This is a genomic window from Kitasatospora sp. NPDC004272 (genome assembly GCF_053603035.1).
The window spans coordinates 65530-89054 of record NZ_JBSGET010000006.1 but is presented as its reverse complement, the minus strand read 5'-3'; the positions used below and the strand labels follow the sequence as shown (position 1 = coordinate 89054).

Sequence of the window (23525 nt, the reverse complement as noted above, 5' to 3'; positions counted from 1 at the left end):
CCCGATGCACCTGCCCCGACAGAACCGGCGCAGAACGGCTCTCTGGGCCACTGCCGCACTGACCGTGACGGCCGGCCTGACCGCGTTCCCGCTGCCCGCGGCGGTGGCCGCCGCCCCCGCCCCGTCCGGCTCCGCCACCGTCCAGGTGGACCCGGCCCTGACCAGCGCGGTGACGGGAGGTCAGGACGCCACCTTCTTCGTGGTGCTCAAGGACCGCGCCGACCTGGGCAAGGCCAAGGGCAAGGGCTCGCACGCCGAGCGGGCGAAGGCCGCCTACCAGCAACTGCAGGACACCGCGCAGCGCAGCCAGGGCGCGCTGAGGAAGTTCCTGGACGGGCAGAAGGTCGGCCACCAGGACTACTGGATCGCCAACGCCGTCCAGGTCACCGGCGACGCGAAGCTGATCGCGAAGCTGGCCGGGCGCGACGACGTGCAGAAGATCGTCAAGGCGCAGACGTACCACGTGGACGACACCCAGCTGTCGGCCGCCGCCTCCACCGACGAGGGCGACGGCACGCCCGAGTGGGGCGTGAAGGACATCGAGGCCGACCAGGTGTGGTCGCAGTACGACGCGCGCGGCGAGGGCATCGTGATCGCCAACGTCGACTCCGGCGTGCAGTACGACCACCCGGACCTGGTCGCCGACTACCGGGGCAACAACGGCGACGGCACCTTCACCAACGACTACAACTTCTACGACCCGACCGGGAGCTGCGCCACCCCCAGCACCCCGTGCGACAACAACGGCCACGGCACCCACACGATGGGCACGATGGTTGCCAAGAACGGCATCGGCGTCGCCCCGAACGCGAAGTGGATAGCGGCGAAGGGCTGCGAGTCCTCGCAGTGCTCGGACGAGTACCTGCTGAAGGCCGGGCAGTGGATCCTGGCGCCGACCGACCACAACGGCAACAACCCGCGCCCGGAGATGGCGCCGAACATCGTCAACAACTCCTGGGGCGGCGGCGACACCACCTTCTACCAGGACATCGTCGAGGCGTGGAACTCCGCGGGCATCTTCGAGGCGTTCGCGGCGGGCAACGACGGCGACGGCGCGACCTGTTCGACCGCGCACGCGCCCGGCTCGCAGGCCCCGTCCTACGGGGTGGGCGCGTACGACGTGAACGGGAAGATCGCCTCGTTCTCCGGCTTCGGTCCGTCCCTGGTGGACGGCTCGGCCAAGCCGAACATCTCCGCGCCGGGTGTCAACGTCCGCTCCACCTGGCCGGGTTCGGACTACATGGCGGAGTCCGGCACCTCGATGGCGACCCCGCACGTGGCCGGGGCGGTGGCGCTGCTGTGGTCGGCCGCGCCCTCGCTGATCGGTGACATCGAGGGCACCCGCGCGCTGCTCGACCAGGGCGCCCGGGACGTGGAGGACACCCACTGCGGGGGCACCGCCGGCATGAACAACGTGTGGGGCGAGGGCAAGCTCGACATCCTCAAATCCGTCGACCTGGCCCCGCACACCGCCGTGAACATCACCGGCAAGGCCACCGACCGGGCGACCGGCGCCGCGCTGCCCGGCATCGTGGTGCGGATCACCGACGCCGCGGGCGACACCCGCGCCGTCACCACCGCGCCCGACGGCTCCTACCGGCTCGCGCTGGCCCCCGGCACTTACAGCGTCACCGCCGCCGGCTACGGCTACGCCCCCTTCGAGGTCAAGAACCTGACGGTCGCCGCCGGGCAGCCGCAGAGCGTCCCGTTGGCGATGACCGCCGTGCCCACGCACGCCGTCACCGGCACCGTGCTGGACGTCACCGGCAAGCCGCTCGCGGGCGCCGTGGTCGAGCTCACCGGTACCCCCGTCGCCTCGGTGGTCTCCGGGCAGGACGGCACCTACAGCCTGGGCAAGGTCGCCGAGGGCAGCTACACGCTGACCGTCAAGCCCGCCCAGCCCGTGCTGTGCAACGGCGTCTGGACCGGCCCGCTGGCCGTCGCCGCCGACACCGCCAAGACCGTGCGGACCCCGGCCCGCACCGACAACTCCGGCACCAGCTGCGCCCCCGCCGCGTACTCCTGGGTCAAGGGCGCCAGCAAGGTCGCGCTCAGCGGCGACGAGGACGCCAAGACCGTCAGCCTGCCGTTCCCGGTGACGTACTACGGCGTGACGTACACCAGCGCCTCGGTCACCACCAACGGCCTGGTCGACTTCCTGGCGCCGCGGATCGGCGACTACGCCAACACCGCGCTGCCCACCCCGTACCAGCCCAACGGCGTCGTCGCCCCGTTCTGGGACGACCTGACGCTCGACAAGAAGGCCACCGTCACCACCGCCACCACCGGCACCGCGGGCAAGCGCACCTTCGCCGTGGTCTGGGACAACGTCCCGCTGGTGGCCGACACCTCCAAGCGGGTCAGCTTCGAGGTGCTGTTCGAAGAGGCCACCGGCGCGATCACCTTCCAGTACCAGAACGTGCCCGGGGCGGGCTCCGGCGCCACCGTCGGCCTGGAGAACCAGGCCGGGACCGACGCCCTGCAGTACTCCTTCAACCAGGCCGTCCTGACCAACGGCTCGGCGATCCGCTTCACCCAGGGAGCCAAGTGATGACCACCCACCGCAGAGCCCTCCGGCTCGCCTCCGGCCTGGTCGCCGCGGGCCTCGCCCTGACCGCCGCCCCCCACGCGCTGGCCGCCGACACCACCGCCGCAACCGACGGCGTGATCAAGCTGACCGAGCGCCAGGCCCAGGACCTGGCGGCCCGGCTGAGCGCCGACGCCTACCCGCAGGCCACCGCCACCGACAGCGCCGACCCCGCCCCCGCGGGCGACACCGGCACGGGCGGCAGCGGCAGCCACCTGGACGCCCACGCGCCGGTGACGTTCACCGGCACCTCCACCATGGAGGGCGTGCGGGGCATCGCCGCCACTGTCCCGGCGGGCGCCGACGGCAGCTACTTCACCGTGCACAGCCTCGGCAACGTCCAACTGCACAAGGCCGACGGCTCCACCGCCTGGGCCCGCACCAACGCCTCGCTCTACGCCGACTGGCAGGTCAAGCCGCTGCGCCCCTGGGACACCGAGCCCTACCCGGCGCACATCCCGGTCGCCTACAACCCGTTCACCCCGTTCGGCGGCGACGCCGTCAAGGGCTACGACAGCGCGGACCTGACCGGCGACGGCGTGCCCGACCTGGTGATCTCGGCCTCCGTCGGCAGCAACCCGTACCGGCCGTTCACCTCGCCCGGCTCCACGCTGACCTACGGCTCCTTCGTCACCGTGCTGGACGGCTCCACCGGCCAGACCCTCTGGTCGAAGCTCTACGCCTCCAGCACCCTCGTCCGGGTCGTCGACGGCACCCTGCTGGTCTCCGACGCGCCGCGCGACAACAGCGGCGCCCCGCGCGCCGCCACCGCCACCCTGACCGGCATCCGGTTCGACCACGCGGACGGCAGGCTCACCCCGGCCAAGACCTGGACGTACGACACCGGCGAGGCGGGCGCGGCCTCCTGGGGCGACCTGGTCGACCTCGGCGGCGGCAAGGTCGCGGTCTCCTTCGACCGGCGCGGCACCACCACCGCCCCCGGGCGCGGCACCACCTTCGTGCTGAACGCGGCCGACGGCTCGCTCGGCTGGCGGACCGACGGCGACCAGTACGGCCGCCAACTGCGCCTGGACGCGGGCCGGGGGCGCCTGGTGGCCGTCGAACAGCCGGACTACACCCAGCAGGTGGCCTACTCCGTGGTCGCCTACGACCTGGCCGACGGCACCCGCACCGTGCTCGACACCCGGGTCAACGCCAGCCCCACCGCCCTGACCGTCGGCGACCTCGGCGGCAACCCCGGCGCCGAGTACGCCGTCGCCGAGGACACCTTCGACGCCAGCCTCTACGTCAACGCCAGCACCCTGCGGGTGTTGGAGGGCGACGGCTCCACCGTCCGCTGGACCAGCACCACCAAGCGCACCGGGGGCGGCGACGGCCCCAGCACCTGGCAGCTCGACGCGGTCGACGGCTCGCTGATCGCCACCGCCCAGGACGGCCGCGACACCGAGGCCGCCGCCAACGTCTCCGGCCTGCGCTACGGCCTGCTCACCGCGTACAACGGCAGCAACGGCAAGGTCCGCTGGCAGCTCAACGGCACTGCCGCCTCCCCGCGCCTGCAGCAGATCGACGGCGGCACGGTGCGCACCGTCGACCAGCAGCAGAACATCCACACCTACAACCTCGGCAACGGCAAGCAGAAGAGCCTCACCCCGCTCCAGGGCGACCTCAACTACGCCGCCGCCGCCGACCTGGACGGCGACGGCAGGCCGGACGTCGTCGCGGGCGGCAGCTCCGACGGCGTCTGGGCCTACTCCGGCCCCTCGCTGCTCGCCGGGGCCCCCAAGCAGCTGTGGCGGGCCACCGTCCCCGGCGAGGTGCACGCCGTCGCCACCGGCGACGTCAACGGCGACGGCAAGCCCGAGGTGGTGGTCGCCGCCGACACCGCCACCGTCGTCCTGGACGGCCGCACCGGCAAGGTGCTCGCCACGATCGACGGCGGCGGGAAGTTCGTCCGCTCGGTCACGCTGGCCGACCTGGACGGCGACGGCAAGCAGGAGATCCTCGTCCCCACCGACGCCCTGCGCGCCTACCGGGGCGACGGCACGGCGCTGTGGACGTACGGCGCCCCGGCCGGCTCCGGCGAGGTGGTCTTCTCCGACGCGGTGGTCTCCGAGGGCACGGTGTTCGCCCAGTACTCGGGCATCGGCGCCATGCGGCAGACCGACTCCGTGCAGAACGGCGTCGCGCTGGACGCGGGCAAGGGCACCCTGCGCTGGCAGGCCGACCCGAAGGCGCCCGCCGAGGCCGTCGACGGCAAGGTGCACGGCGCGCTGCTCGACCACGCCGTCTACGCCTCGCCGAAGATCCCGTACGCCGACGGCCACGCGGTGGTCTACACCTGGCTGATCTCGGCGGTGCCCGGCGGCATCGACGACGGCGGCACCGACCTGGTCAGCCCGATGTCGGTCACCGAGATCCGCGACGGCCGCACCGGCGAGGTGCTGCACCAGAAGGTCGTCGGCGGCCCCTGGTCGCACGGCGACTTCTTCACCGGCGAGGACGGCGACGGCCTGCTGGAGATGGGCTTCGGCGTGCTGCGCCAGTACCTGGCCGGCGGCGACGACCCGTGGACCTCCACCACCGCGCCGCTGCGCACCGCGCAGTTCATCACCGGCCCCGACGGGAGGAAGCTGCTGGTCGGCGGAGTCGAGGGCGGCCTGGCCGCCTACGACCCGGCGATCGTCGGCGACACCGTCCCCTTCCACTCCTCGATCGGCGGGGTCACCGCGCGCGGCGGCCGCAGCTACCTGGCCGTCGACCTGGACGGCGACGGCAAGGAGGAGATGATCTCGCTCAACTTCGACGCCCTCGGTGTCAACCGGGCGGCCGAACTGCTCGGCGGCGGGGTGCTCTCCCTCGACAACGGCATTCACCAGATGACGACGTACAAGCTCTCCTGAGGTTCTCCACGGAACCCCCGCGAGACCGCCCGAACGAGTAAAGACCCGGTACCCCGCAGGCTCCCGCCTGCGGGGTACCGGGCTCGTTCGTGTACTGTTACCGGCCTTATGGGCGCACGAGAGACAGACCGGACGGACACCGCACCACCCATGCTGCGCCTTTACCTCTTCGAGGGATTCCGGGCCGAACGCGACGCCGGGCCGCCACTTGCCGAACGCTGGCCCCGGCCCGGCGCCCGCGCCCTGGTCAAACTGCTCGCCGTCACCCCCGGCCACCGGTTGCACCGCGAACAGGCCATGGAGACCTGCTGGCCCGACGCCGACCCGTCCGCCGCCGCCGGCAGCCTCCGGGTCGCCCTGCACGCCGCCCGGCACGCCCTCGAACCCGAACTCGCCCCCCGCGCCTCCTCCTCCTACCTCAAGGCCGACGGCGGACTCCTGCTGCTCGACCCCGCCGCCGTCTGGATCGACGCCGACCACGCCGAACAGGCCGCCGAGGACGCCCTCGCCGACGGCCGTGTCGAACAACTCACCGACGCGATAAGCCAGTTCACCGGCGAACTGCTCCCCGAGGACCGCTACGCGCACTGGGCCGAAGCCCGCCGCAGCCGGCTCGCGCAACTGCGCGAACACCTCCTGCTCCGGCTCGCCGCCGCCCACCTCGACCAGGACCGGCCCGAGGACGCCGCCGCCTGCGCCGAGCAGGTCCTCGCCACCAGCCCCGCCGAGGAACTCGCCCACCGCCTGCTCATCGACGCCTGCCTGCGCCAGGGACAGCGCCGCCGCGCCCTGCGCCAGTACCACCAGTGCCGCGAAGCCCTCGACACCGAACTCGGCATCCGCCCCGGCCCCGAGACCGAACGCCTGCACCGCGCCGCCCTCGCCGCCACCCCCGCCCCCGCACCCGCCGCCACCGCCCTCCCCGCCCGGCTGCGCACCGCCGCCCCCACCCGGCTGCACGGCCGGGACGCCGAACTCGACCGCCTGCTCGCCCCCGCCGGACCGCCCGTGCGCCTGCTCACCGGCGAAGCGGGCATCGGCAAGACCCGGCTGGCCGCCGAAGCCGCCCGCCGCGCGGCCACCGCCGGCACCGCCGTCCTGTGGGGCAGCGGCCAGGACGCCGAGGACCACACCCCCTACGGCGCCTTCGCCGCCGCCCTCGACGGCTGGCTCGCCGAACACGACCCCGCCGAACGGGCCAGGGTCGGCGCCGAGTACCCCGAACTCGCCGCCTTCCTCCCCTCGCTCGGCCAGATCCCCACCGGCACCGCCCGCAGCCCCGAGGAGGAGCGCGACCGCCTCTTCCGGGCCGGGGCCGCCCTGCTCGGCGACCTCGCCGCCACCCGCCCCGTCCTGGTCGTCCTCGACGACCTGCACGCCGCCGACACCGGCTCCCACCAGCTCCTCGGCCACCTCGCCCGGCGCGCCCACGACCGCCGCACCCCGCTGCGCTTCCTCGCCACCTACCGCGAGGAGGAACTCCCCGACGGCGACGCCCGCCGCCTCGCCGTCGCCGCCCTGCTCCGCCAGCAACTCGCCGTCCGCGAGGAACTCGGCCGGCTCGGCGAGGCCGCCGTGCTGGCCGCCGTCCGCGAGGCCACCGGCCGCGCCCCCCGCCCCGAGGTGTGGGAACTCTCGCTCGGCAACCCGCTGTTCGCCCTCGAACTCGCCCGGGGTGAGGCCCCGGACCAGCCCCCCGCCGGGGTGCGCGACCTGGTCGGCGAACGGCTCCTGAAGCTCGACCCGGCCGCCCGCCGCTTCGTGGAGGCGCTGTCGGTGGCCGGCGTCGAGGCGGCCCTCGCCGAACTCCTCGACGTCGCCGAACACGGCCTGCACCCGCCCGTCACCGGCGCCGCCGCCGCCGACGCCGTCGAACACGCCATCGCCGCCGCCCTGGTCGAAGAACGCCAGGTCGTCACCGCCGGACGCGCCGAAGCCGGACTCGCCTTCCGCCACCCGCTCGTCCGGCTCACCTGCTACGACGGACTCTCCGCCGTCCGCCGCCGCCAACTGCACGCCTCCTACGCCCAGGCCGTCCAACGCCGCCGCCCCGACGCCGTCGACGCCCTCGCCTCGCACTTCACCCGCGCCGACGACCCGCGCGCCGCCGACTACCTGCGCCGCGCCGCCGAACGCGCCGCCGCGCTCTACGCCAACGACACCGCCGACCGCTACTACCGCGACCTGGTCGCCCGCCTCGACGTCGACGCCGCCCGCGCCCGCCTCGCCCACAGCCAGGTCCTGCGCCGGATGGGCGAACCCGGCCGCGCCGCCGAGGTGCTGCGCAGCGCGCTCGCCGAGTTCCTGGCCCGCGGCGACCGGGACGACACCGTCATCGCCGCCGCCCACCTCGCCGAGGCGCTCTTCCGCACCGGCGAGTCGGAGAGCGCCGACGCCGTCCTGCGCGCCCACCCGCCCGGCGAGGACACCGGCCCCGAGGCCCGCGCCCTGCACCACCTGGCCCGCTCCAACCTCGACCAGGTCCACGGCCGCTACCAGGACGCCCACCGGGCCGCCCGCCGCGCCCAGCAGCCCGCCGAGCACGTCCCCGGCCCCACCGGCCAGCTCCTGCAAGCCCGCTCGCACGCCATGCAGGCCATCAACCTCGGCCTGGCCGGCCGCTTCGGCGAAGCCCGCGAGGCCGGCGACCGCGCCCTCGCCCCCGCCCAGGCGTACGGCGAACCCACCCTGCTCGGCGCCGTGCTCTCCACCCTGCGCGAGAACGCCCGCCGGCACGGCCGCCTGCACGACGCCGTCCGCTTCGGCCGACAGGCCCTCGACCACGCCCGGCAGTCCGGCGACCCCGTCGCCACCGCCTTCGAACAGCTCAACCTCGCCGAACTCCACCTCCTGCTGGAGGAGAACGACACCGCCGCCCAGTACGCCGAAGCCGCCGTCGCCGGCGCCGCCTGGGACGACGCCTGGTCGCTGCCCTACGCCCTGGCCGTCCTCGCCCGCGTCCTGCTGCGCACCGGCGACCCCGAACGCGCCGCCGCCCTCCTGGAGCGGGCCGGCACCCCCGAGGACCAGCAGGCCCACCACGAAGTGCGGCGCGCCCGCGCCCTGTACGCCCTGCGCGCCGCCGACCCGGACGGCGCCCTCGCCGCCCTCGGCGACGGCGCCGCCGAACGGGCCCCCGAACTCGCCGCCTACGCCCACCTCGCCGCCGGACGCCCCGCCGAAGCCGCCCGGATCGCCGCCGCCGAAGCCGCCCGCGCCCGCAGCACCGGCGAACGCCTCGCCGAGACCGAGGCCCTGATCGCCCACGCCACCGCCGCCACCCGCCTCGGCGACGGCGCCACCGCCCGCACCGCCCTCACCCGCGCCGACCACCTCGCCCGCACCCTCCCCTACCCCTCCGGCCTCACCCGGGTCCTCGCCCTCCGGGCCGAACCGGGCAGTTGACCGCCCCCGGCCGCCTAGTCCCGCGTCAGGCAACCTTCGCCCGTCGCGACTCCCCCAGCCCCAAGGGGGGCTGGGAGGTGCCCCCTCGGCACGCACTCTCGCCGCACCGGCCGAAAACCCGAGTACATCCAGTACGAGGGCTTCCGGCCGGCACGCCGATAGCACGCACCGGACGCCGCTCCTCCACGGCAAAGGCTGCCTGACGCGGCACTAGCATGGACGGATGCCGCAGCCCGACCCCCGGCCGTACTGGAACACCAACGTCGCCAGGCACCCCGGCATCCTGCGCAAGGTCCCGCCCGGGTGCGGCGCCGCGCTCGACGTCGGGTGCGGGGACGGGCTGCTGGTGCGGAAACTGAGCGGCCGGGCGGCCCGGGTCACCGGCATCGACAGCTCGCCGGAGATGATCGCCGAAGCCCGGCGGCAGACGGCCGGGAAGCCCGCGGCCGACTTCCTGGAGGGCGACTTCCTCACCGCCGAACTCCCCGCCGCGGGCTACGACTTCATCTGCTCGGTGACCGCCGTCCACCACATGGACTTCACCGCCGCGCTCACCCGGATGCGCGAACTGCTGCGCCCCGGCGGCACCCTGGTGGTCGTCGGGATCGCCCGCGAGAGCACCCCCGCCGAACGGGCCTTCCTGATCGCCGCCGCCCCGCTCGTCCGGGCCGTCAAAGTGCTCCGCCGGGCCAGTGCCCCCGCCGGCATGCCGGTCGCCGACCCGCGGATGGGCTACGGCCGGGTCCGCGCCGAGGCCCGCCGCCTGCTGCCCGGCGTCCGCTACCGGCGGCACCTGCTGCGCCGCTACTCGCTGACCTGGCACAAGCCCGCCCGCTGAGCCGGCGGGCCGTTCCGCGACCGGAAAGGGCCCGGTGGGAACCGGGGCACCGCGGGGTCGGCCGGATGGGGACCGGCCGGAACGGACGAGGAGAGGGGGACGGGTGGGCGGCTGGGAGCGGGCGTTGGACGCGGCGGGGGTGCGGGAGCCGGAACTGCGGGCCGGGTACGGGCGGGAACGGGAGCGGGTGGTGGCGTACGAGCGGGAGGTGGCGCTGGCTGCCGGGCTGCTGCTGCCGCCCGCGACCGTCCCGCACGTGATCGCCGCGACCGCGTTCATGCACCGCACCGACGACCTGCTCGACAGCGGACCGGCCGACACCCGGCGGGCCGCGTCCGCCCGGCGGCTGCGCTGAGGACCCCGGGCCGGGCGTCAGGAGCCGTGCTGCTCGGTCATGGTGGCGCCGGCCGCCGTGCGGGGCAGCAGGAAGGCGCCGGCGGGCAGCGAGCCGTCGGCCGGGCGCGGGCCCTCGGCGCCGGCCGGGTCGGTGGAGGCGAACAGGTCGGCGGCCGGGGCGTCCCAACTGTTGCCGGATGAGCGGGACTTCGGGGCGCGCTGGACGTCCCGGCCGTTGCCGAGGGCGGCGTTGGCGGCCAGCTCGGCCGCCGCGTCCGGCAGGTAGAAGCCGACCAGGGCGTTGCGGAAGGCGGAGTTGCCGGTCAGCCGCAGCCCGCCCGGGTTGCCCTCGTCGTTGAAGCCCAGACCGGAGTTGTCCCAGGCCGCGTTGTTGGCCACCAGGTGCGCCACCGGGGCGCGGCCGCCCCCGCCGCCCAGGGTGAAGCCGTTGCCGTTGCGGTACGACCAGTTGCTGTCCACCGTCACCGGGTCGGTGAAGCCGCCCAGGTCGAGGCCGTCGGTGGCGTTGCCGTGGAAGCGGTTGCCGCGCACCACGTTGCCCGCGCCCGAGCCGAAGGTCAGGCCCAGCCCGATGCCCGCGGTGCCGGCCGCGTCCCGGTTGTCGTAGAAGTCGCTGTCCAGCACCGCGTTCCCGCTCGTCCCGGTGTCCCGCAGCAGCAGCCCCGAGCGGCCGTTGCCGTGGAAGGCGAGGCGTTGGAACACCATCGAGCGGCAGCCGGTGCACACCCAGCCGTGGCCCGCCGCGCCGCGCAGTTCCAGGCCCTGGACGGTCCAGAAGCCGCCGCTCTGGGTGACCGCCCAGGCGGAGGCGGGCAGCGCGGCGGCGTCCAGCACCGGGTGCTCGTCGCGGTAGGCGGAGAGCGTGATCCGCTGCCCGGCGGTGCCCGCCGCGGTGATGCCCACCGGCGCCGCCAGCCGGTAGGTGCCGCCGCGCAGCGCGATGGTCTGCCCCGGCCGGACGGCGGACGCGGCCCGGGCCAGGGAGGCGAACGGGTGCGCCAGCGAGCCGTCCGCGTCGTCCGAACCGTCCGGCGCGACGTACAGGTCCGCGACCGCCACGCCGGGGCCGGGGGCCGCGGGCCGGGCGGACGCGGTGGGGGAGGGGGACGGGGACGGGGACGCCGAGGGGGCTTCGGAGGGCGGCGGCGCCTGCGTGGCAGCGATCGTGGGCGTGGCCGCGGCCGTGACGGGTGCGGGGGGCTGCGGGGCGGGGGAGTCCGGGCCCGACCACGGGACGACGGCCAGCAGCACCGCCGTCGCCGCGGCGACGGTGCCCGCCGCCGTCCACCCGGCGGTCCGGGCCGCGGCGGTCCGGCCCGCGGCGGGGACGCCCTTGCGCAGCGCGGCGCCCAGCCCGTCCGCGAGCCGGTCCGGCACCAGCAGCACGCCGAGGCCGGGCAGCAGCCGTTCCGGGGCGACCAGGCCGGTGGCGCGGTCCTCGCAGGCGGCGCACTCGCGCAGGTGCCGGGCCAGCCGCTTGCGCCACACCGAGCCGGGCCGGCCGTCCCACCCGGCGGCGGCCCGTTCGAGCCCGGCGCAGCGGGGCGTGGCGTCCAAGGCCCGCACCAGGGCGCGGACCAGGTCGAGTTGGGCCTTCATCCGCTTCAACTTGACGGCGGCGTGTGCGGGTTGGAGGCCGAGCGCGGCGGCGAGCTCGGTGCGGGTGAGGGTGCCGTCGGTCTCCTGCCACCACAGGGCCAGCAGTTGGCGGTCGGCCTGGTCCAACCAGGCGGTGGCGCGCACGAGTTCGCGGCGCTGGGCGGAGAGCAGCAGTTCGGCGACGCTCCGGTCGGCGAAGTCGGTGCCCGGGTCGGGGACGTCCAACGCCTCGAAGCGGTGCGGCAGTTCCACCGTCCGGCGGCGCCCGTGCTCCTGGGCCCGGCGGTAGGCGATGGCCACCAGCCAGGACCTGAAACGTTCGGGTTCGCGCAGGCCCGCCAGCCCGTGCACCGCCCGCAGCATGGTCTCCTGGGTCAGGTCGTCGGCGTCCGTCGGGCCGACCGTCCGGGCCAGCAGGTTGTAGACCAGCGGCAGGTGCGCGCCCAGCAGCCGTTCCAGCGCCGCCGCGTCCCCCTGCTGGGCCGCCGTCACCAGTCGCGGGACGTCCGTCACCGCCTCCCGCCGACCGTCCGCGAGCACCGCCGCCACCCCTCTCCGTCCCCGACCGACCGCACCGGGGTCCGCATCCTGGCATGACCCCGCCCGGTCAGTAAAGCGGTTCGGTACCCGGCCTCCTCCCGGCGGTCCCCGTCCGGCCCCCCGGTGGCCCCCGTCCGTTCCCCGGCGGTCCCCGGCCGTCCCCCGACACGCCCGGGAACGGCCAGCAGATGTGCGCCGTATCGCACAGGTGAGATATGTTCACGCGGTGAGCGAAGACTACCTCTCCCGCATCGGCAAGCTCGTCCGCGCCGCCCGCACCCACAAGGGCTGGACGCAGAGCCAGCTCGCCACCGCCCTCGGCACCACCCAGAGCGCGGTGGCCCGGATCGAGTCCGGCGGCCAGAACATCGGCCTGGACCTGGTCGCCCGGATCGGCGAGGCGCTCGACAGCGAGATCGTCTCGCTCGGCGTGGCCGGGCCGATGAACCTGCGGGTGGTCGGCGGCCGCCCGCTCTCCGGCAGCATCGAGGTCCGCACCAGCAAGAACGCCTGCGTCGCGCTGCTCGCCGCCTCCCTGCTCACCACCGGCCGCACCACCCTGCGGCGCGCGGCCCGGATCGAAGAGGTCTACCGGCTGCTGGAGGTGCTCGCCAGCATCGGCGTCCGCCACCGCTGGACCAACGGCGGCACCGACCTGGAGATCACCCCGCCCGCCGAACTCGACCTCTCCGGCATGGACGAGGACGCTGCCCGGCGCACCCGCAGCATCCTGATGTTCCTCGGCCCGCTGCTGCACCGCGCCGACCGCTTCGAGATCCCCTACGCGGGCGGCTGCGACCTCGGCACCCGCACCGTCCAGCCGCACCTGTCGGCGCTGCGCCAGTTCGGCCTGCACGTCAGCGCCACCACCGGCACCTACCGGGCCACCGTCGACCGCGGCGTCCGTCCGCAGCGCCCGATCGTGCTCACCGAACGCGGCGACACCGTCACCGAGAACGTGCTGCTGGCCGCCGCCCGGCACCCCGGCACCACCGTCATCCGCAACGCCAGCGCCAACTACATGGTCCAGGACCTGTGCTTCTTCCTGGAACTGCTCGGCGTCAGGGTCGAGGGCATCGGCACCACCACCCTCACCGTGCACGGCAAGGCCGTCATCGACGCCGACGTCGACTACGCCCCCTCCGAGGACCCGGTCGAGGCGATGAGCCTGCTCACCGCGGCCGTCGTCACCGACTCCGAACTCACCATCCGGCGCGTCCCGATCGAGTTCATCGAGATCGAGCTCGCCGTCCTGGACGAGATGGGCCTCGACTGCGAGCGCGGCCCCGAGTACCCGGCCGCCAACGGCCGCACCCGGCTCACCGACCTCACCGTGCGCCCCTCCAAGCTGGTCGCGCCGATCGACAAGATCCACCCGATGCCGTTCCCCGGCATCAACATCGACAACCTGCCGTTCTTCGCCGCCATCGCCGCCTGCGCGCACGGCAGCACGCTGGTCCACGACTGGGTGTACGAGAACCGCTCGGTCTACCTCACCGAACTCGGCCGGGTCGGCGCCAGCGTCCAACTCATGGACCCGCACCGCGTCCTGGTCGAGGGCCCGACCCGCTGGCGCGCCGCCGAGATGATGTGCCCGCCCGCGCTGCGCCCCGCGATGGTGCTGCTGCTGGCGATGCTGGCCGCCGAGGGCACCTCGATCCTGCGCAACGTCTACGTGATCAACCGCGGCTACGAGGACCTGGCGGCCCGGCTCAACTCGGTGGGCGCGCAGATCGAGGTCTTCCGCGACATCTGACGCAGCCGCGCCGACGCACCAGCGCGGCATCGCACCAGCGCGGAATCGCACCAGTGCGGTGAGGGGCGCCCGGCCGACGGTCGGGCGCCCTTCCGCGTGCCCGCCCCGAGGGGCCGGCCGAAATCCCGCTGAAAAGTTTTTGTCATCCCGTCATACCGCCGCCCGTCTACAGGGGTGCTGCGGGCCGACCCGGCCGGCAGCGAGGGCTCCCTGTGCAGAGAGGGCGGACCGATGTCCGGAAGATTGCGTGGCGCGGCGGTGGCCGCGGTGGTGCTCGGGGCGGGGGTGGTGACGGCCGCCCCGGCCGAGGCCGTCACCCTGCCGGTGGCGGGGACGTACCAGTTGGCGGTGGTGAAGAGCGGGATGTGTCTGGACGTGCCGTCGGGTTCGACGGCGTCGGGGACGAAGTTGCAGCAGTGGGGGTGCGGTAGCGGGCAGAGCAATCAGCAGTTCCGGTTGGTGCCGGTCTCCTCGGGCGTCTACCAGTTGGTGAACGTGAAGAGCGGGATGTGCGTGGACGTGCCGTCGGGTTCGACGGTGAGCGGTGTGCAGTTGCAGCAGTGGGGGTGCGGGGCGGGGCAGAGCAACCAGCAGTGGTCGCTGGTGGCGAGCGGGTCGGGGACGTTCCAGGTGGTCAGTGTGCGCAGCGGGTTGTGCATCAGTGACCAGGGGGCGTCGACGACCTCGGGGACGCCGGTGATCCAGGAGACCTGCACGGCCAACACCAACAAGCAGTGGGCCTTCCGCCCCGTCGGCAGCACCGCCGCGCCGACCGTCGCGCAGGACGGCACCGGCCGCTACCGCACCGTGCAGGCGGCGATCGACGCCGTCGGCAGCGGGAACGCCAGCCGGGTGGTGATCACCATCAAGCCCGGCACCTACCGGGAGAAGGTCACCGTCCCCGCCGACAAGCCGTTCGTCACCCTCCAGGGCCTGGGCGCGGGCCCGGCGGACGTGGTGCTGGTCGGCAACCGGAACGCCGGCAGCTACGGCACCTCGGGCAGCGCCACCGTGGTCGCCCAGGGCCACGACTTCACGGCGACCAACCTCACCCTCAGCAACGACTTCGACGAGAACAGCTCCGACACCGGCGACCAGGCGCTCGCGCTCTACCTGGACGCCGACCGGGCGCTGCTGGACAACGTGCGGCTGCTGGGCGACCAGGACACCTTCCTGGTCAACGAGAGCGCCCGGACGTACGTCGTCGGCTCGTACGTCGAAGGGACGGTCGACTTCATCTACGGCGGCGGCGTCGCCGTGTTCGACAACTGCCGGATCCACGAGAAGCGCACCACCGGCGGCCCGATCACCGCCGCCAGCACCCCGGCCGCCCGGGCCTACGGCTTCCTGTTCTACCGCTCGACGGTGGACGGCACGACCGCCGGCAAGACCCAGCTGGGGCGGCCCTGGCGGCAGGACGCGCAGGTGGTGTACCGGGAGTCGGTGCTGACCGACACCATCGCCACCGCGCAGCCCTGGACGAACATGTCCACCAGCACCTGGCAGCAGGCCCGGTACTTCGAGTACCGCAACACCGGCGCGGGCGCGGGCGTGAACGCCAACCGCCCGCAGCTCACCGACGCCCAGGCCGCCGCGTACACCCCGCAGAAGTACCTGGCGGGCGCCGACGGCTGGAACCCCGTCCGATGACCACCACCGCCGTTCGAAGGGACACCACCATGCGAGCCACCACCACCCGCCGCCTGACCGCCACCGCCGCGGCCCTGCTGCTCGGCGCGGGCACCGTCTCGGTCCTCGGCGCCCCGGCCGAGGCCGTCACCCTGCCGACGGCGGGGACGTACCAGTTGGCGGTGGTGAAGAGCGGGATGTGTCTGGACGTGCCGTCGGGTTCGACGGCGTCGGGGACGAAGTTGCAGCAGTGGGGGTGCGGTAGCGGGCAGAGCAATCAGCAGTTCCGGTTGGTGCCGGTCTCCTCGGGCGTCTACCAGTTGGTGAACGTGAAGAGCGGGATGTGCGTGGACGTGCCGTCGGGTTCGACGGTGAGCGGTGTGCAGTTGCAGCAGTGGGGGTGCGGGGCGGGGCAGAGCAACCAGCAGTGGTCGCTGGTGGCGAGCGGGTCGGGGACGTTCCAGGTGGTCAGTGTGCGCAGCGGGTTGTGCATCAGTGACCAGGGCGCGTCGACGACCTCGGGGACGCCGGTGATCCAGGAGACCTGCACGGCCAACACCAACAAGCAGTGGGCCTTCCGCCCCGTCGACACCGGACGGACCTGGTCGAACACCGCGGACGGCTTCGCCTCCACCGGCGGCGGGACGACCGGCGGCGCGGCCGGACCGACCGTCACCGTCACCAGCTACGCCGACCTGGTCAAGTACGCGACGGCGGACGGCCCCTACACGATCCGGGTCGCGGCGGCCGTCACCGCCTCCCCGTACGGCCACGAGATCCCGGTGAAGTCGGACAAGACCATCGTCGGCGTCGGCACGGCGGGCGAGATCGTCCACGGCGGGTTCTTCCTCGGCACCGGCGTCCACAACGTGATCCTGCGCAACCTCACCATCCGGGACGCGCAGATGGCCGACGACGACCCGGACGACAAGGTGTACGACTACGACGGCATCCAGATGGACACCGCCGACCACGTGTGGATCGACCACAACCGGATCGAGCGGATGAACGACGGCCTGATCGACAGCCGGAAGGACACCAGCTACCTCACCGTCTCCTGGAACGTCCTCGGCGAGGAGAACAAGGCGTTCGGCATCGGCTGGACCGACAACGTCACCGCCCGGATCACCATCCACCACAACTGGATCCACGACACCAACCAGCGCAACCCCAGCGTGGACAACGTCGCCTACGCCCACCTCTACAACAACTACCTGCAGAACGTCGCCTCCTACGGCAACCTCTCGCGCGGCGCCTCCAGGACGGTGATCGAGAACAGCTACTACGACCACGTCAACAACCCCTACTACAACGACACCTCCGCCGCCGCGCTGAGCCAGAGCGGCAGCATCGTGGTCAACAGCACCGGCAAGCAGCAGACCAACGGCACCACCTTCACCCCGTCCTCCTTCTACCCGTACACCCTGGACCAGGCCAAGGACGTGCCCGCGCTGCTCGCCCAGTACGCCGGCCCGCAGAGCACCATCGGCTGACACCCGCCGGGTCCGCCCCCGCGCCGGGTGGGGGCGGGGGCGGACCCGGCGTTCCCCCGCCCGGGTGGCTCCACCCCGCGCCACGGTAAGCCTGCCCGCCGCCGCGGACGGGGTGGCCGAGCATCGACGGCGGAGGTGTGCGATGTACGGACGAGAGAGCCTGGCCCAGACCGGAGCCACCATCACCCTGCTCGGTGCGAGCGTCGCCTACGAGTGGGTCCTGGCGGTCGTCGTCGCCATGGTCCTCGGCGGCGCGGCGCTCTACCGGTGGGCGAACCGGGGGAACCGCCATGAACCGCACTAGCGGCGCGGTGGCGTGCGTACTCGGTGTCGCGGGCATGGCGGCCTGGATCGTGGCCTGCCGCACGCTGCTCAACCCCCACGCCCGCCCCGCCCTGACGGTGCTCTACCTGCTCGGCGGCGCGCTGGTCCTGCTGTGCCTGATCGCCTCCCGGGCCAACCTCCGGCGCGGGCGCGGACCGGTCGCCCCCGGCCGGGTGGTGGCGATCGTCCCCGCCTACGAGGAGGACCCGCAACTCCTCGACGACACCCTGCGGGCCCTGCTGCGGCAGACCCGGCCGGTCGACGAGATCCACGTGGTCGACGACGGCTCCGCCCGGTACCCCGTCCGCCCCTTCGACCACCCCCGGGTCCGCTTCCACCGGCAGGACAACGCGGGCAAGCGCCGCGCCCAGGCCGCCGTACTGGCCGAACTGCGGCCCGCGGAATGGGACTTCGTCCTCACCGTGGACTCCGACTCGGTCGCCGACGACGACGCGCTGGAACACCTGCTGCGGGCGATGAGCGACCCCCGGGTGACGGCCGCCACCGGCGTCGTCCTCACCCGCAACCACCGGCAGAACGCGCTCACCCGGGTGGTGGACCTCAACATCGGGACCTCCTGCCTGCTCAGCCGCGCCTCCCGCTCGCTGTTCGGCGTCGTCGAGACCACCTCCGGCGCGCTGTCGCTCTACCGGGCGCCCGTCCTGTTCGACAACCTCGCCGACTACGTCACCTCGGGGACCAGCGGCGACGACCGCCGACTGACCATGTACGCCCAGCTGCGCGGCCGGGTCGTCGCCGTCCACGACGCGCTCGTGCACTCCGTCATGCCGCACACCCTGCGCGGCACCTTCCAGCAGCGGGTGCGCTGGGGCAAGTCCGCCTGGGCGGCGCTGCCGTTCGCCGTCACCAACCTCTCCTGGGGACAGCTCTTCTTCCCGCTGCTGGCGGTGGTGCAGTGGACCGCCCTGCCGGCGCTGGCCGCGGTGCTCCTCACCGGCGCCCTCCTCCGCCCCCACCCGCCGAACCCGTGGGCCGTCGCCGCTTCCTACCTGTTCGTCCGCTACCTGGAGGCCGCCCAGTACGTGCTGCAGCGCCCCGGCCTGCCCCTGCGCGCCCGGCTGCTGCGCCTGCTCTGGGCCGCCCCCGCCGACGTGCTGCTGACCCTGCTGGTGCTCTACCCGGCCAAGTACTGGGCGCTGTGCCGGATCCGCCACTGGGGCTGGCACACCCGCGGCGACGCGCACGCCGGGGCCCGGCAGGCCCTGCGGGGGTCCGCCGCGCGCTGAGCGGCGCGCCCGTCGACCGGAGTAGATTGGGGCCGGGCACCGGGAGGGGGCGAAGGTGACGGCGGAAGCGGTCGAACGGACGCAGGTGGGGCCGCTGTTGGCGCAGTGGCGGCGGCGGCGCGGAGTCAGCCAACTGGAACTGTCCCACCTGGCGGGCGTCTCGGCCCGGCACGTCGGCTTCGTGGAGACCGGGCGCTCACAGCCGAGCCGCGAGATGGTGCTGCGGCTGGCCGAACACCTGGACGTGCCGCCGCGTGAGCGCAACGCGCTGCTGCTGGCCGCCGGTTACGCGCCCGTGTTCCACGAGAAGCCGCTCGACGACCCGGCGATGCGGCCCGTCCTGGACGCGGTCCGACGGGTGCTGCGCGGCCACCACCCCTACCCGGCCGTGGTGATGGACGGCCGGCGCGACGTCATCGCGTCCAACGAACCGTTCGACCGGCTGTTCACCGAGGGCGTCGCCGCGCACCTGCTCCGGCCGCCGGTGAACGTCCTGCGGCTGGCCCTGCACCCCGACGGGATGGCCCCCCGGATCGTCAACCTCGGCCGGTGGCGCGGAAAACTGCTCACCGGGCTGGCCCGCCGTTCGGCCCTCGACGGGAACCTCCGGCCGCTGTACGAGGAACTGCTCGGCTACCCGTGCGAGCAGCCGGTGCCCGAGGCCGACATCCCCGGCCCCGACGAGATCATGCTCCCGCTCGAACTGCGGTGCGGAGAGCGGGTGCTGTCCTTCCTCGCGACCTTCACCACCTTCGGCACCGCCCGCGACCTGACCTCCTCCGAGCTGATCATCGAGAGCTTCTTCCCGGCCGACGACGACACCGCCACCTACCTGTCAGGTAGTTGAGGCACCCGGCGGGCCCGGGAAGAGTGGAGCGCGCACCGCGCCCCGCCCCACCCCGGGGCGGAGCGGCGCGGGCCCGCCCTTCCCGCAGTCGCACCCGCAGGAGCCCGCTCGCCCATGACCGACAGCACCACCGCGCCCGCGGCCGCCCCGACCACGACCCCGCCGCCGGGGCCGCACCGCGCCACCCTGCCGATCGTCCTCACCGGCGTCTTCCTCGCCGGACTCGACTTCTTCATCGTCAACGTCGCCGTCCCCGCCCTCCAGCAGGACCTGCGCGCCACCGACGCCCAGATCCAACTCGTCGTCGCCGCCTACGCGCTGACCTACGGCGTCGGCCTGATCACCGGCGGCCGACTCGGCGACCTGTACGGGCGCCGACGCGTCCTCGCCCTCGGGATGACCCTGTTCACCGCCGCCTCCGTCGCCGCCGGAGCCGCACCCAACGCCGAACTCCTGATCGCCGGACGGGTGTTGCAGGGCGCCGCGGCCGCCCTGATGGCTCCCCAGGTGCTCGGGGTCATCACCACCTCCTACCAGGGCCCGGCCCGGGCCCGGGCGGTCAGCTGGTACGCCGCCGCCTCCGGGATCGCCGCCGTGTTCGGCCAGTTGATCGGCGGCGTGCTGATCCGCGCCGACCTGTTCGGCCTCGGCTGGCGGGCCTGCTTCCTGGTCAACCTGCCGATCGGACTGGCCGCCGCGACCGCCGCCGCCCGCCTGCTGCCCGAGTCCAAGGCCCCCGGCCGGCCCCGGCTCGACCTCACCGGCCTGCTGCTGGTCACCGCCGGGCTGACCGCGATCTGCCTACCGCTGATCGAGGGCCGCGAACGCGGCTGGCCGCTGTGGACCTGGCTGCTGCTCGCCGCCGGGCCGCCGCTGCTCGCCGCGTTCACCCTCCACCAGCGCCGGCTGCGCCGCTCCGGCGGCTCGCCCTCGCTCGACCTGGCGCTGTTCCGGGAACGCGCCTTCACCGCCGGCCTGGCCGCCCAGCTCACCTTCTGGGCCTCGATGGCCTCGTACTTCCTGGTGTTCGCGCTCTACCTCCAGCAGGGCCGCCACCTCGCGCCGATCGGCTCCGGCCTGGTGTTCAGCGTGCTCGGCGTCGGCTACGTCGCCGCCTCCGCCAACGCCCGGCACCTGGCCGCCCGGATCGGCCGGCACGCCGTCACGATGGGCTGCGCGCTGCGGGCGGCCGGACTGCTGCTGGAACTGTGGGCCGTCAGCGGCTCCGACCGCGGCCTGTGGTGGCTGGTGCCCGGCCTGCTGCTGGACGGCTGCGGCATGGGCCTGTCCTTCGCCCCGCTGACCGCCACCGTGCTGGCCCGCGTCCCGGCCGCGAGCGCCGGCTCGGCCGGCGGCGTGCTGACCACCGGACTCCAGGTCGGCAACGCGCTCGGCGTCGCCCTGATCGGCCTGGTCTTCTACCGGGTGCTGGCCGACACCCCCGGCCCCGACGCCGTCCCGGCCGCGTTCCGGGCCTGCCTGTGGTACGTGCTGGCCGCCACCGCGCTGTTCGCCCTGGTGGTCCAGGCCCTGCCCGGCCGGAAGGCGCCCGGGCGGTGAGCACCTCCCGGGAGTGGGGGACGGCCGGGCCCGGTCCGTCCCCGCCGGGCTCCGGTTCCGGCCCGGGCACGCCTGTTCCGCGGCACGCCTGTTCCGCGGCACGCCTGTTCCGCCGGGCCGTCGACGCCCCGGCGGACGACGGGCGGAGAAAGGCGGCGGGCGGAGAGAGCCGACGGGCGGAGAGAAGAGCCGGGCGGAGAGAAGAGCCGGGCCCCGGAGGGGAGTCTCCGGGGCCCGGCCGCCCGGGGTGCTACGGCCGGCCGCCGCGCTCCAGCGGGATCCGCTCACCGGCCTCGACCGCCGACGGGAGGCGGTTCCCGGCGGGCGGCAGCGGGCAGGTCGCCAGGTCGGTGTAGGCGCAGGGCAGGTTGGTGGCCCGGTTGAAGTCGACCGTGACCCGGCCCTCCGCGTCCGGCGCCGGGACGGTCAGCGACCGGTTGGCGGCGTACGTGGTGACGCCCGAGGTGGCGTCGGTGAACAGCACCAGCAGGCTGCCCGGCAGGTGGCCGTTGAACGCGGTCAGCCGGTGGGTGCCGCCGTCGCCCGGCAGGGTGAACTCGATCTCGCCGGGGGAGTCGTACACGTGCTGCAGCCCCTCGGTGACCGCGCCCACGGTCACCGGGCGCGGCTCCGCGAACGGCAGGTAGCGGCCGGTCAGCGCCCAGTTCGGGTCCGGCGCGTACGCGGGGGTGCGGGTGAAGTCGCGCAGCAGCGGGTTGTCGGGGTGCCGGGGCCGGAGGATGTCGTGGCCGCCGCGCTTGGCGACCTCGATCACCGCCCCGCCCGCCGTCGCGTACACGCTGGCCCGCTCCGGCAGCACGCCGAAGTGGTGCCGGCCGCGCACCGGCTCGCCGTCCAGGACGAGTTCCTCGTCCTCGGCCAGCTCGACCCACACCCCGTCGGGGGCGGTCCACCAGCTGCCCGGCGCGTCCGGGAAGCGGGCCGGTTCGGTGTCCAGCCAGTGCAGCGAGGTGACGGCGAGGAAGCCGTGCGGGTCGGTCAGCGAACGCTGGCTCGCCGCGTGCCACTCCTCCCACTCGCGGGTGAACTCGGCGGTGTCGACGGTCTCTTGAGCGGTCGTCATATCGTTTCCTTCGTAAGGGCGTTGGTGAGGGGCGGCAGGTCGAGGTGCTCGCGCAGGGTGCTGCCCTCGTACTCGGTGCGGAACACGCCGCGCTCCTGGAGCAGCGGCACGACGGTGTCGGCGAACTCGTCCAGGCCGCCGGGCGTCAGGTGCGGGGCCAGGATGAAGCCGTCGCTCGCGTCCTCCTGGACGAAGCGGTTCAGCTCCTCGGCGATCCGGGCCGGGGTGCCGATGAAGGACTGGCGGCCGGTCACCTCGATCACCACCTCCCGGGCGGAGAGGTTCTTCGCCTCGGCCAGCGCCCGCCACTCGCGGGCCACCGCCAGCGGGTCCCGGTTCATCCGGACCGAGGCCCGCCCCCGGGCCAGGGTGTGCTCGCCGACCAGCGGGTCCACCTCCGGCAGCGGCCCCTCCGGGTCGAGGTCGGAGAGGTCCCGGTTCCAGACCTGCTCCAGCAGCTTGATCGCGGTCTGCCCGCTGACCTGCAGGCGGCGGATCTGCTCGGCCTTCTCGTGCGCCTCCGCGTCGGTCTCGCCCAGTACGAAGGTCACCGCGGGCAGGATCTTCAGCGAGTCGGGCGAGCGCCCGTACCGGGCCAGCCGGCCCTTCACGTCCGCGTAGAACGCCTTCCCGGCGTCCAGCGTGCCGTGTCGGGAGAAGATCGCGTCCGCCGAGGCGGCGGCGAACTCGCGGCCCTGCTCGGAGTCGCCCGCCTGGAAGATCACCGGACGGCCCTGCGGGGAGCGCGGCACGTCGAACCGGCCGGCGATGTCGAACTCGCTGCTGCGGTAGGCGAATTCGCCCGCCCCCGGGTCGCCGAGGAACTCCCCGGAAGCCGGGTCGGCCAGTACTTCGTCCCCGCGCCAGGAGTCGAACAGCTCCCAGGACGCCTCCAGGAACTGCCGGGCCCGGGCGTACCGGTCCTCCTCGCGCAGGAAGCCGCCGCGCCGGAAGTTCTCCCCGGTGAAGGCGTCCCAGGAGGTCACCACGTTCCACGCCGAGCGGCCCGCCGAGAGGTGGTCCAGCGAGGCGAACTGCCGTGCCACCTCGTACGGTTCGTTGAAGGTCGAGTTGATCGTGCCGGCCAGGCCGAGCCGGTCGGTGACCGCCGCCAGCGCCGCCAGCACGGTGAAGGTGTCCGGGCGGCCGACCACGTCCAGGTCGTAGATCAGGCCGTTCTGCTCGCGCAGCCGCAGGCCCTCGGCCAGGAACAGGAAGTCGAACTTTGCCCGCTCGGCGGTCCGCGCCAGGTGCGCGAAGGAGTCGAACTCGATCTGGCTGCCCGCCTGCGGGTCGCTCCACACCGTGGTGTTGTTCACGCCCGGGAAGTGCGCCGCCAGGTGGATCCGCTTGAGCGGCTTGCCGCTGCTGCTCTCGTTGCTCATGTCGCTGGTTTTC

At 74.1% G+C, this 23525-nt stretch carries 15 protein-coding genes; 12 read left to right on the top strand and 3 right to left on the bottom strand.

Annotated features, from left to right (window positions below; all coding sequences use genetic code 11):
* Nucleotides 1–4: 4 nt before the first annotated feature.
* The 5 genes from ACWEO5_RS04000 (at nt 5) to ACWEO5_RS03980 (ending at nt 10046) form a co-directional block, all read left to right on the top strand.
* Nucleotides 5–2551 carry a S8 family serine peptidase gene (locus ACWEO5_RS04000; protein ID WP_452159879.1) on the top strand — a complete coding sequence of 849 codons (2547 nt, stop codon included), beginning with the start codon at nt 5–7 and terminating at the stop codon, nt 2549–2551.
* Nucleotides 2551–5448 (top strand): FG-GAP repeat domain-containing protein, encoded by a 2898-nt coding sequence (locus tag ACWEO5_RS03995; protein WP_452159877.1) that lies wholly within the window; start codon nt 2551–2553, stop codon nt 5446–5448. The genes ACWEO5_RS04000 and ACWEO5_RS03995 overlap by 1 nt, the downstream gene beginning before the upstream one ends.
* A gap of 150 nt (nt 5449–5598) precedes the next feature.
* Nucleotides 5599–8853, top strand: coding sequence for an ATP-binding protein (locus tag ACWEO5_RS03990; RefSeq protein WP_452159875.1), 3255 nt, complete (start codon nt 5599–5601; stop codon nt 8851–8853).
* A 223-nt stretch (nt 8854–9076) separates the two neighbouring features.
* The gene (locus tag ACWEO5_RS03985) at nt 9077–9691 is read left to right on the top strand and encodes a class I SAM-dependent methyltransferase (RefSeq protein WP_452159873.1); all 615 of its coding nucleotides are present in this window, start codon (nt 9077–9079) and stop codon (nt 9689–9691) included.
* Nucleotides 9692–9794: 103 nt separating this feature from the next.
* Nucleotides 9795–10046 carry a hypothetical protein gene (locus ACWEO5_RS03980; protein WP_452159871.1) on the top strand — a complete coding sequence of 84 codons (252 nt, stop codon included), beginning with the start codon at nt 9795–9797 and terminating at the stop codon, nt 10044–10046.
* Between the two features lie 17 nt (nt 10047–10063).
* Here the strand turns inward: ACWEO5_RS03980 and ACWEO5_RS03975 are convergent, their stop codons facing one another.
* Nucleotides 10064–12196 (bottom strand): sigma-70 family RNA polymerase sigma factor, encoded by a 2133-nt coding sequence (locus tag ACWEO5_RS03975; RefSeq protein ID WP_452159869.1) that lies wholly within the window; start codon nt 12194–12196, stop codon nt 10064–10066.
* A 217-nt stretch (nt 12197–12413) separates the two neighbouring features.
* Here ACWEO5_RS03975 and ACWEO5_RS03970 point away from each other — a divergent pair, with 217 nt between their 5' ends.
* The 7 genes from ACWEO5_RS03970 to ACWEO5_RS03940 all read left to right on the top strand — a co-directional run bounded on the left by ACWEO5_RS03970 (nt 12414) and on the right by ACWEO5_RS03940 (nt 21043).
* Nucleotides 12414–13943: a helix-turn-helix domain-containing protein gene (locus tag ACWEO5_RS03970; protein WP_452159867.1), complete on the top strand. Its 1530-nt coding sequence runs from the start codon at nt 12414–12416 to the stop codon at nt 13941–13943.
* A 231-nt stretch (nt 13944–14174) separates the two neighbouring features.
* Entirely contained in the window at nt 14175–15593 is a 1419-nt protein-coding gene (locus ACWEO5_RS03965) for a pectinesterase family protein (protein WP_452159865.1), read from the top strand.
* Nucleotides 15590–17065 (top strand): RICIN domain-containing protein, encoded by a 1476-nt coding sequence (locus ACWEO5_RS03960; RefSeq protein ID WP_452159863.1) that lies wholly within the window; start codon nt 15590–15592, stop codon nt 17063–17065. Before ACWEO5_RS03965 ends, ACWEO5_RS03960 begins: the two co-directional genes overlap by 4 nt.
* A gap of 142 nt (nt 17066–17207) precedes the next feature.
* Nucleotides 17208–17369 (top strand): hypothetical protein, encoded by a 162-nt coding sequence (locus tag ACWEO5_RS03955; protein WP_452159861.1) that lies wholly within the window; start codon nt 17208–17210, stop codon nt 17367–17369.
* On the top strand, nt 17356–18636 hold the full coding sequence (locus tag ACWEO5_RS03950) for a glycosyltransferase family 2 protein (protein WP_452159859.1): 1281 nt from the start codon (nt 17356–17358) through the stop codon (nt 18634–18636). The genes ACWEO5_RS03955 and ACWEO5_RS03950 overlap by 14 nt, the downstream gene beginning before the upstream one ends.
* 55 nt (nt 18637–18691) lie before the next feature.
* Nucleotides 18692–19483 (top strand): helix-turn-helix domain-containing protein, encoded by a 792-nt coding sequence (locus tag ACWEO5_RS03945; protein WP_452159857.1) that lies wholly within the window; start codon nt 18692–18694, stop codon nt 19481–19483.
* Between the two features lie 114 nt (nt 19484–19597).
* Nucleotides 19598–21043, top strand: coding sequence for an MFS transporter (locus ACWEO5_RS03940; RefSeq protein ID WP_452159855.1), 1446 nt, complete (start codon nt 19598–19600; stop codon nt 21041–21043).
* Between the two features lie 250 nt (nt 21044–21293).
* Here the strand turns inward: ACWEO5_RS03940 and ACWEO5_RS03935 are convergent, their stop codons facing one another.
* Nucleotides 21294–22127 carry a DUF1684 domain-containing protein gene (locus ACWEO5_RS03935; protein ID WP_452159853.1) on the bottom strand — a complete coding sequence of 278 codons (834 nt, stop codon included), beginning with the start codon at nt 22125–22127 and terminating at the stop codon, nt 21294–21296.
* Nucleotides 22124–23512, bottom strand: coding sequence for an NtaA/DmoA family FMN-dependent monooxygenase (locus tag ACWEO5_RS03930; protein ID WP_452159851.1), 1389 nt, complete (start codon nt 23510–23512; stop codon nt 22124–22126). Before ACWEO5_RS03930 ends, ACWEO5_RS03935 begins: the two co-directional genes overlap by 4 nt.
* Nucleotides 23513–23525 lie beyond the last annotated feature (13 nt).

Coding starts and splice junctions, on each gene's coding strand:
- ACWEO5_RS03940 (WP_452159855.1), top strand. CDS start 19,598: ATGACCGACAGCACCACCGCGCCCGCGGCCGCCCCGACCACGACCCCG.
- ACWEO5_RS04000 (WP_452159879.1), top strand. CDS start 5: ATGCACCTGCCCCGACAGAACCGGCGCAGAACGGCTCTCTGGGCCACT.
- ACWEO5_RS03995 (WP_452159877.1), top strand. CDS start 2,551: ATGACCACCCACCGCAGAGCCCTCCGGCTCGCCTCCGGCCTGGTCGCC.
- ACWEO5_RS03935 (WP_452159853.1), bottom strand. CDS start 22,127: ATGACGACCGCTCAAGAGACCGTCGACACCGCCGAGTTCACCCGCGAG.
- ACWEO5_RS03930 (WP_452159851.1), bottom strand. CDS start 23,512: ATGAGCAACGAGAGCAGCAGCGGCAAGCCGCTCAAGCGGATCCACCTG.
- ACWEO5_RS03990 (WP_452159875.1), top strand. CDS start 5,599: ATGCTGCGCCTTTACCTCTTCGAGGGATTCCGGGCCGAACGCGACGCC.
- ACWEO5_RS03955 (WP_452159861.1), top strand. CDS start 17,208: ATGTACGGACGAGAGAGCCTGGCCCAGACCGGAGCCACCATCACCCTG.
- ACWEO5_RS03985 (WP_452159873.1), top strand. CDS start 9,077: ATGCCGCAGCCCGACCCCCGGCCGTACTGGAACACCAACGTCGCCAGG.
- ACWEO5_RS03965 (WP_452159865.1), top strand. CDS start 14,175: ATGTCCGGAAGATTGCGTGGCGCGGCGGTGGCCGCGGTGGTGCTCGGG.
- ACWEO5_RS03950 (WP_452159859.1), top strand. CDS start 17,356: ATGAACCGCACTAGCGGCGCGGTGGCGTGCGTACTCGGTGTCGCGGGC.
- ACWEO5_RS03960 (WP_452159863.1), top strand. CDS start 15,590: ATGACCACCACCGCCGTTCGAAGGGACACCACCATGCGAGCCACCACC.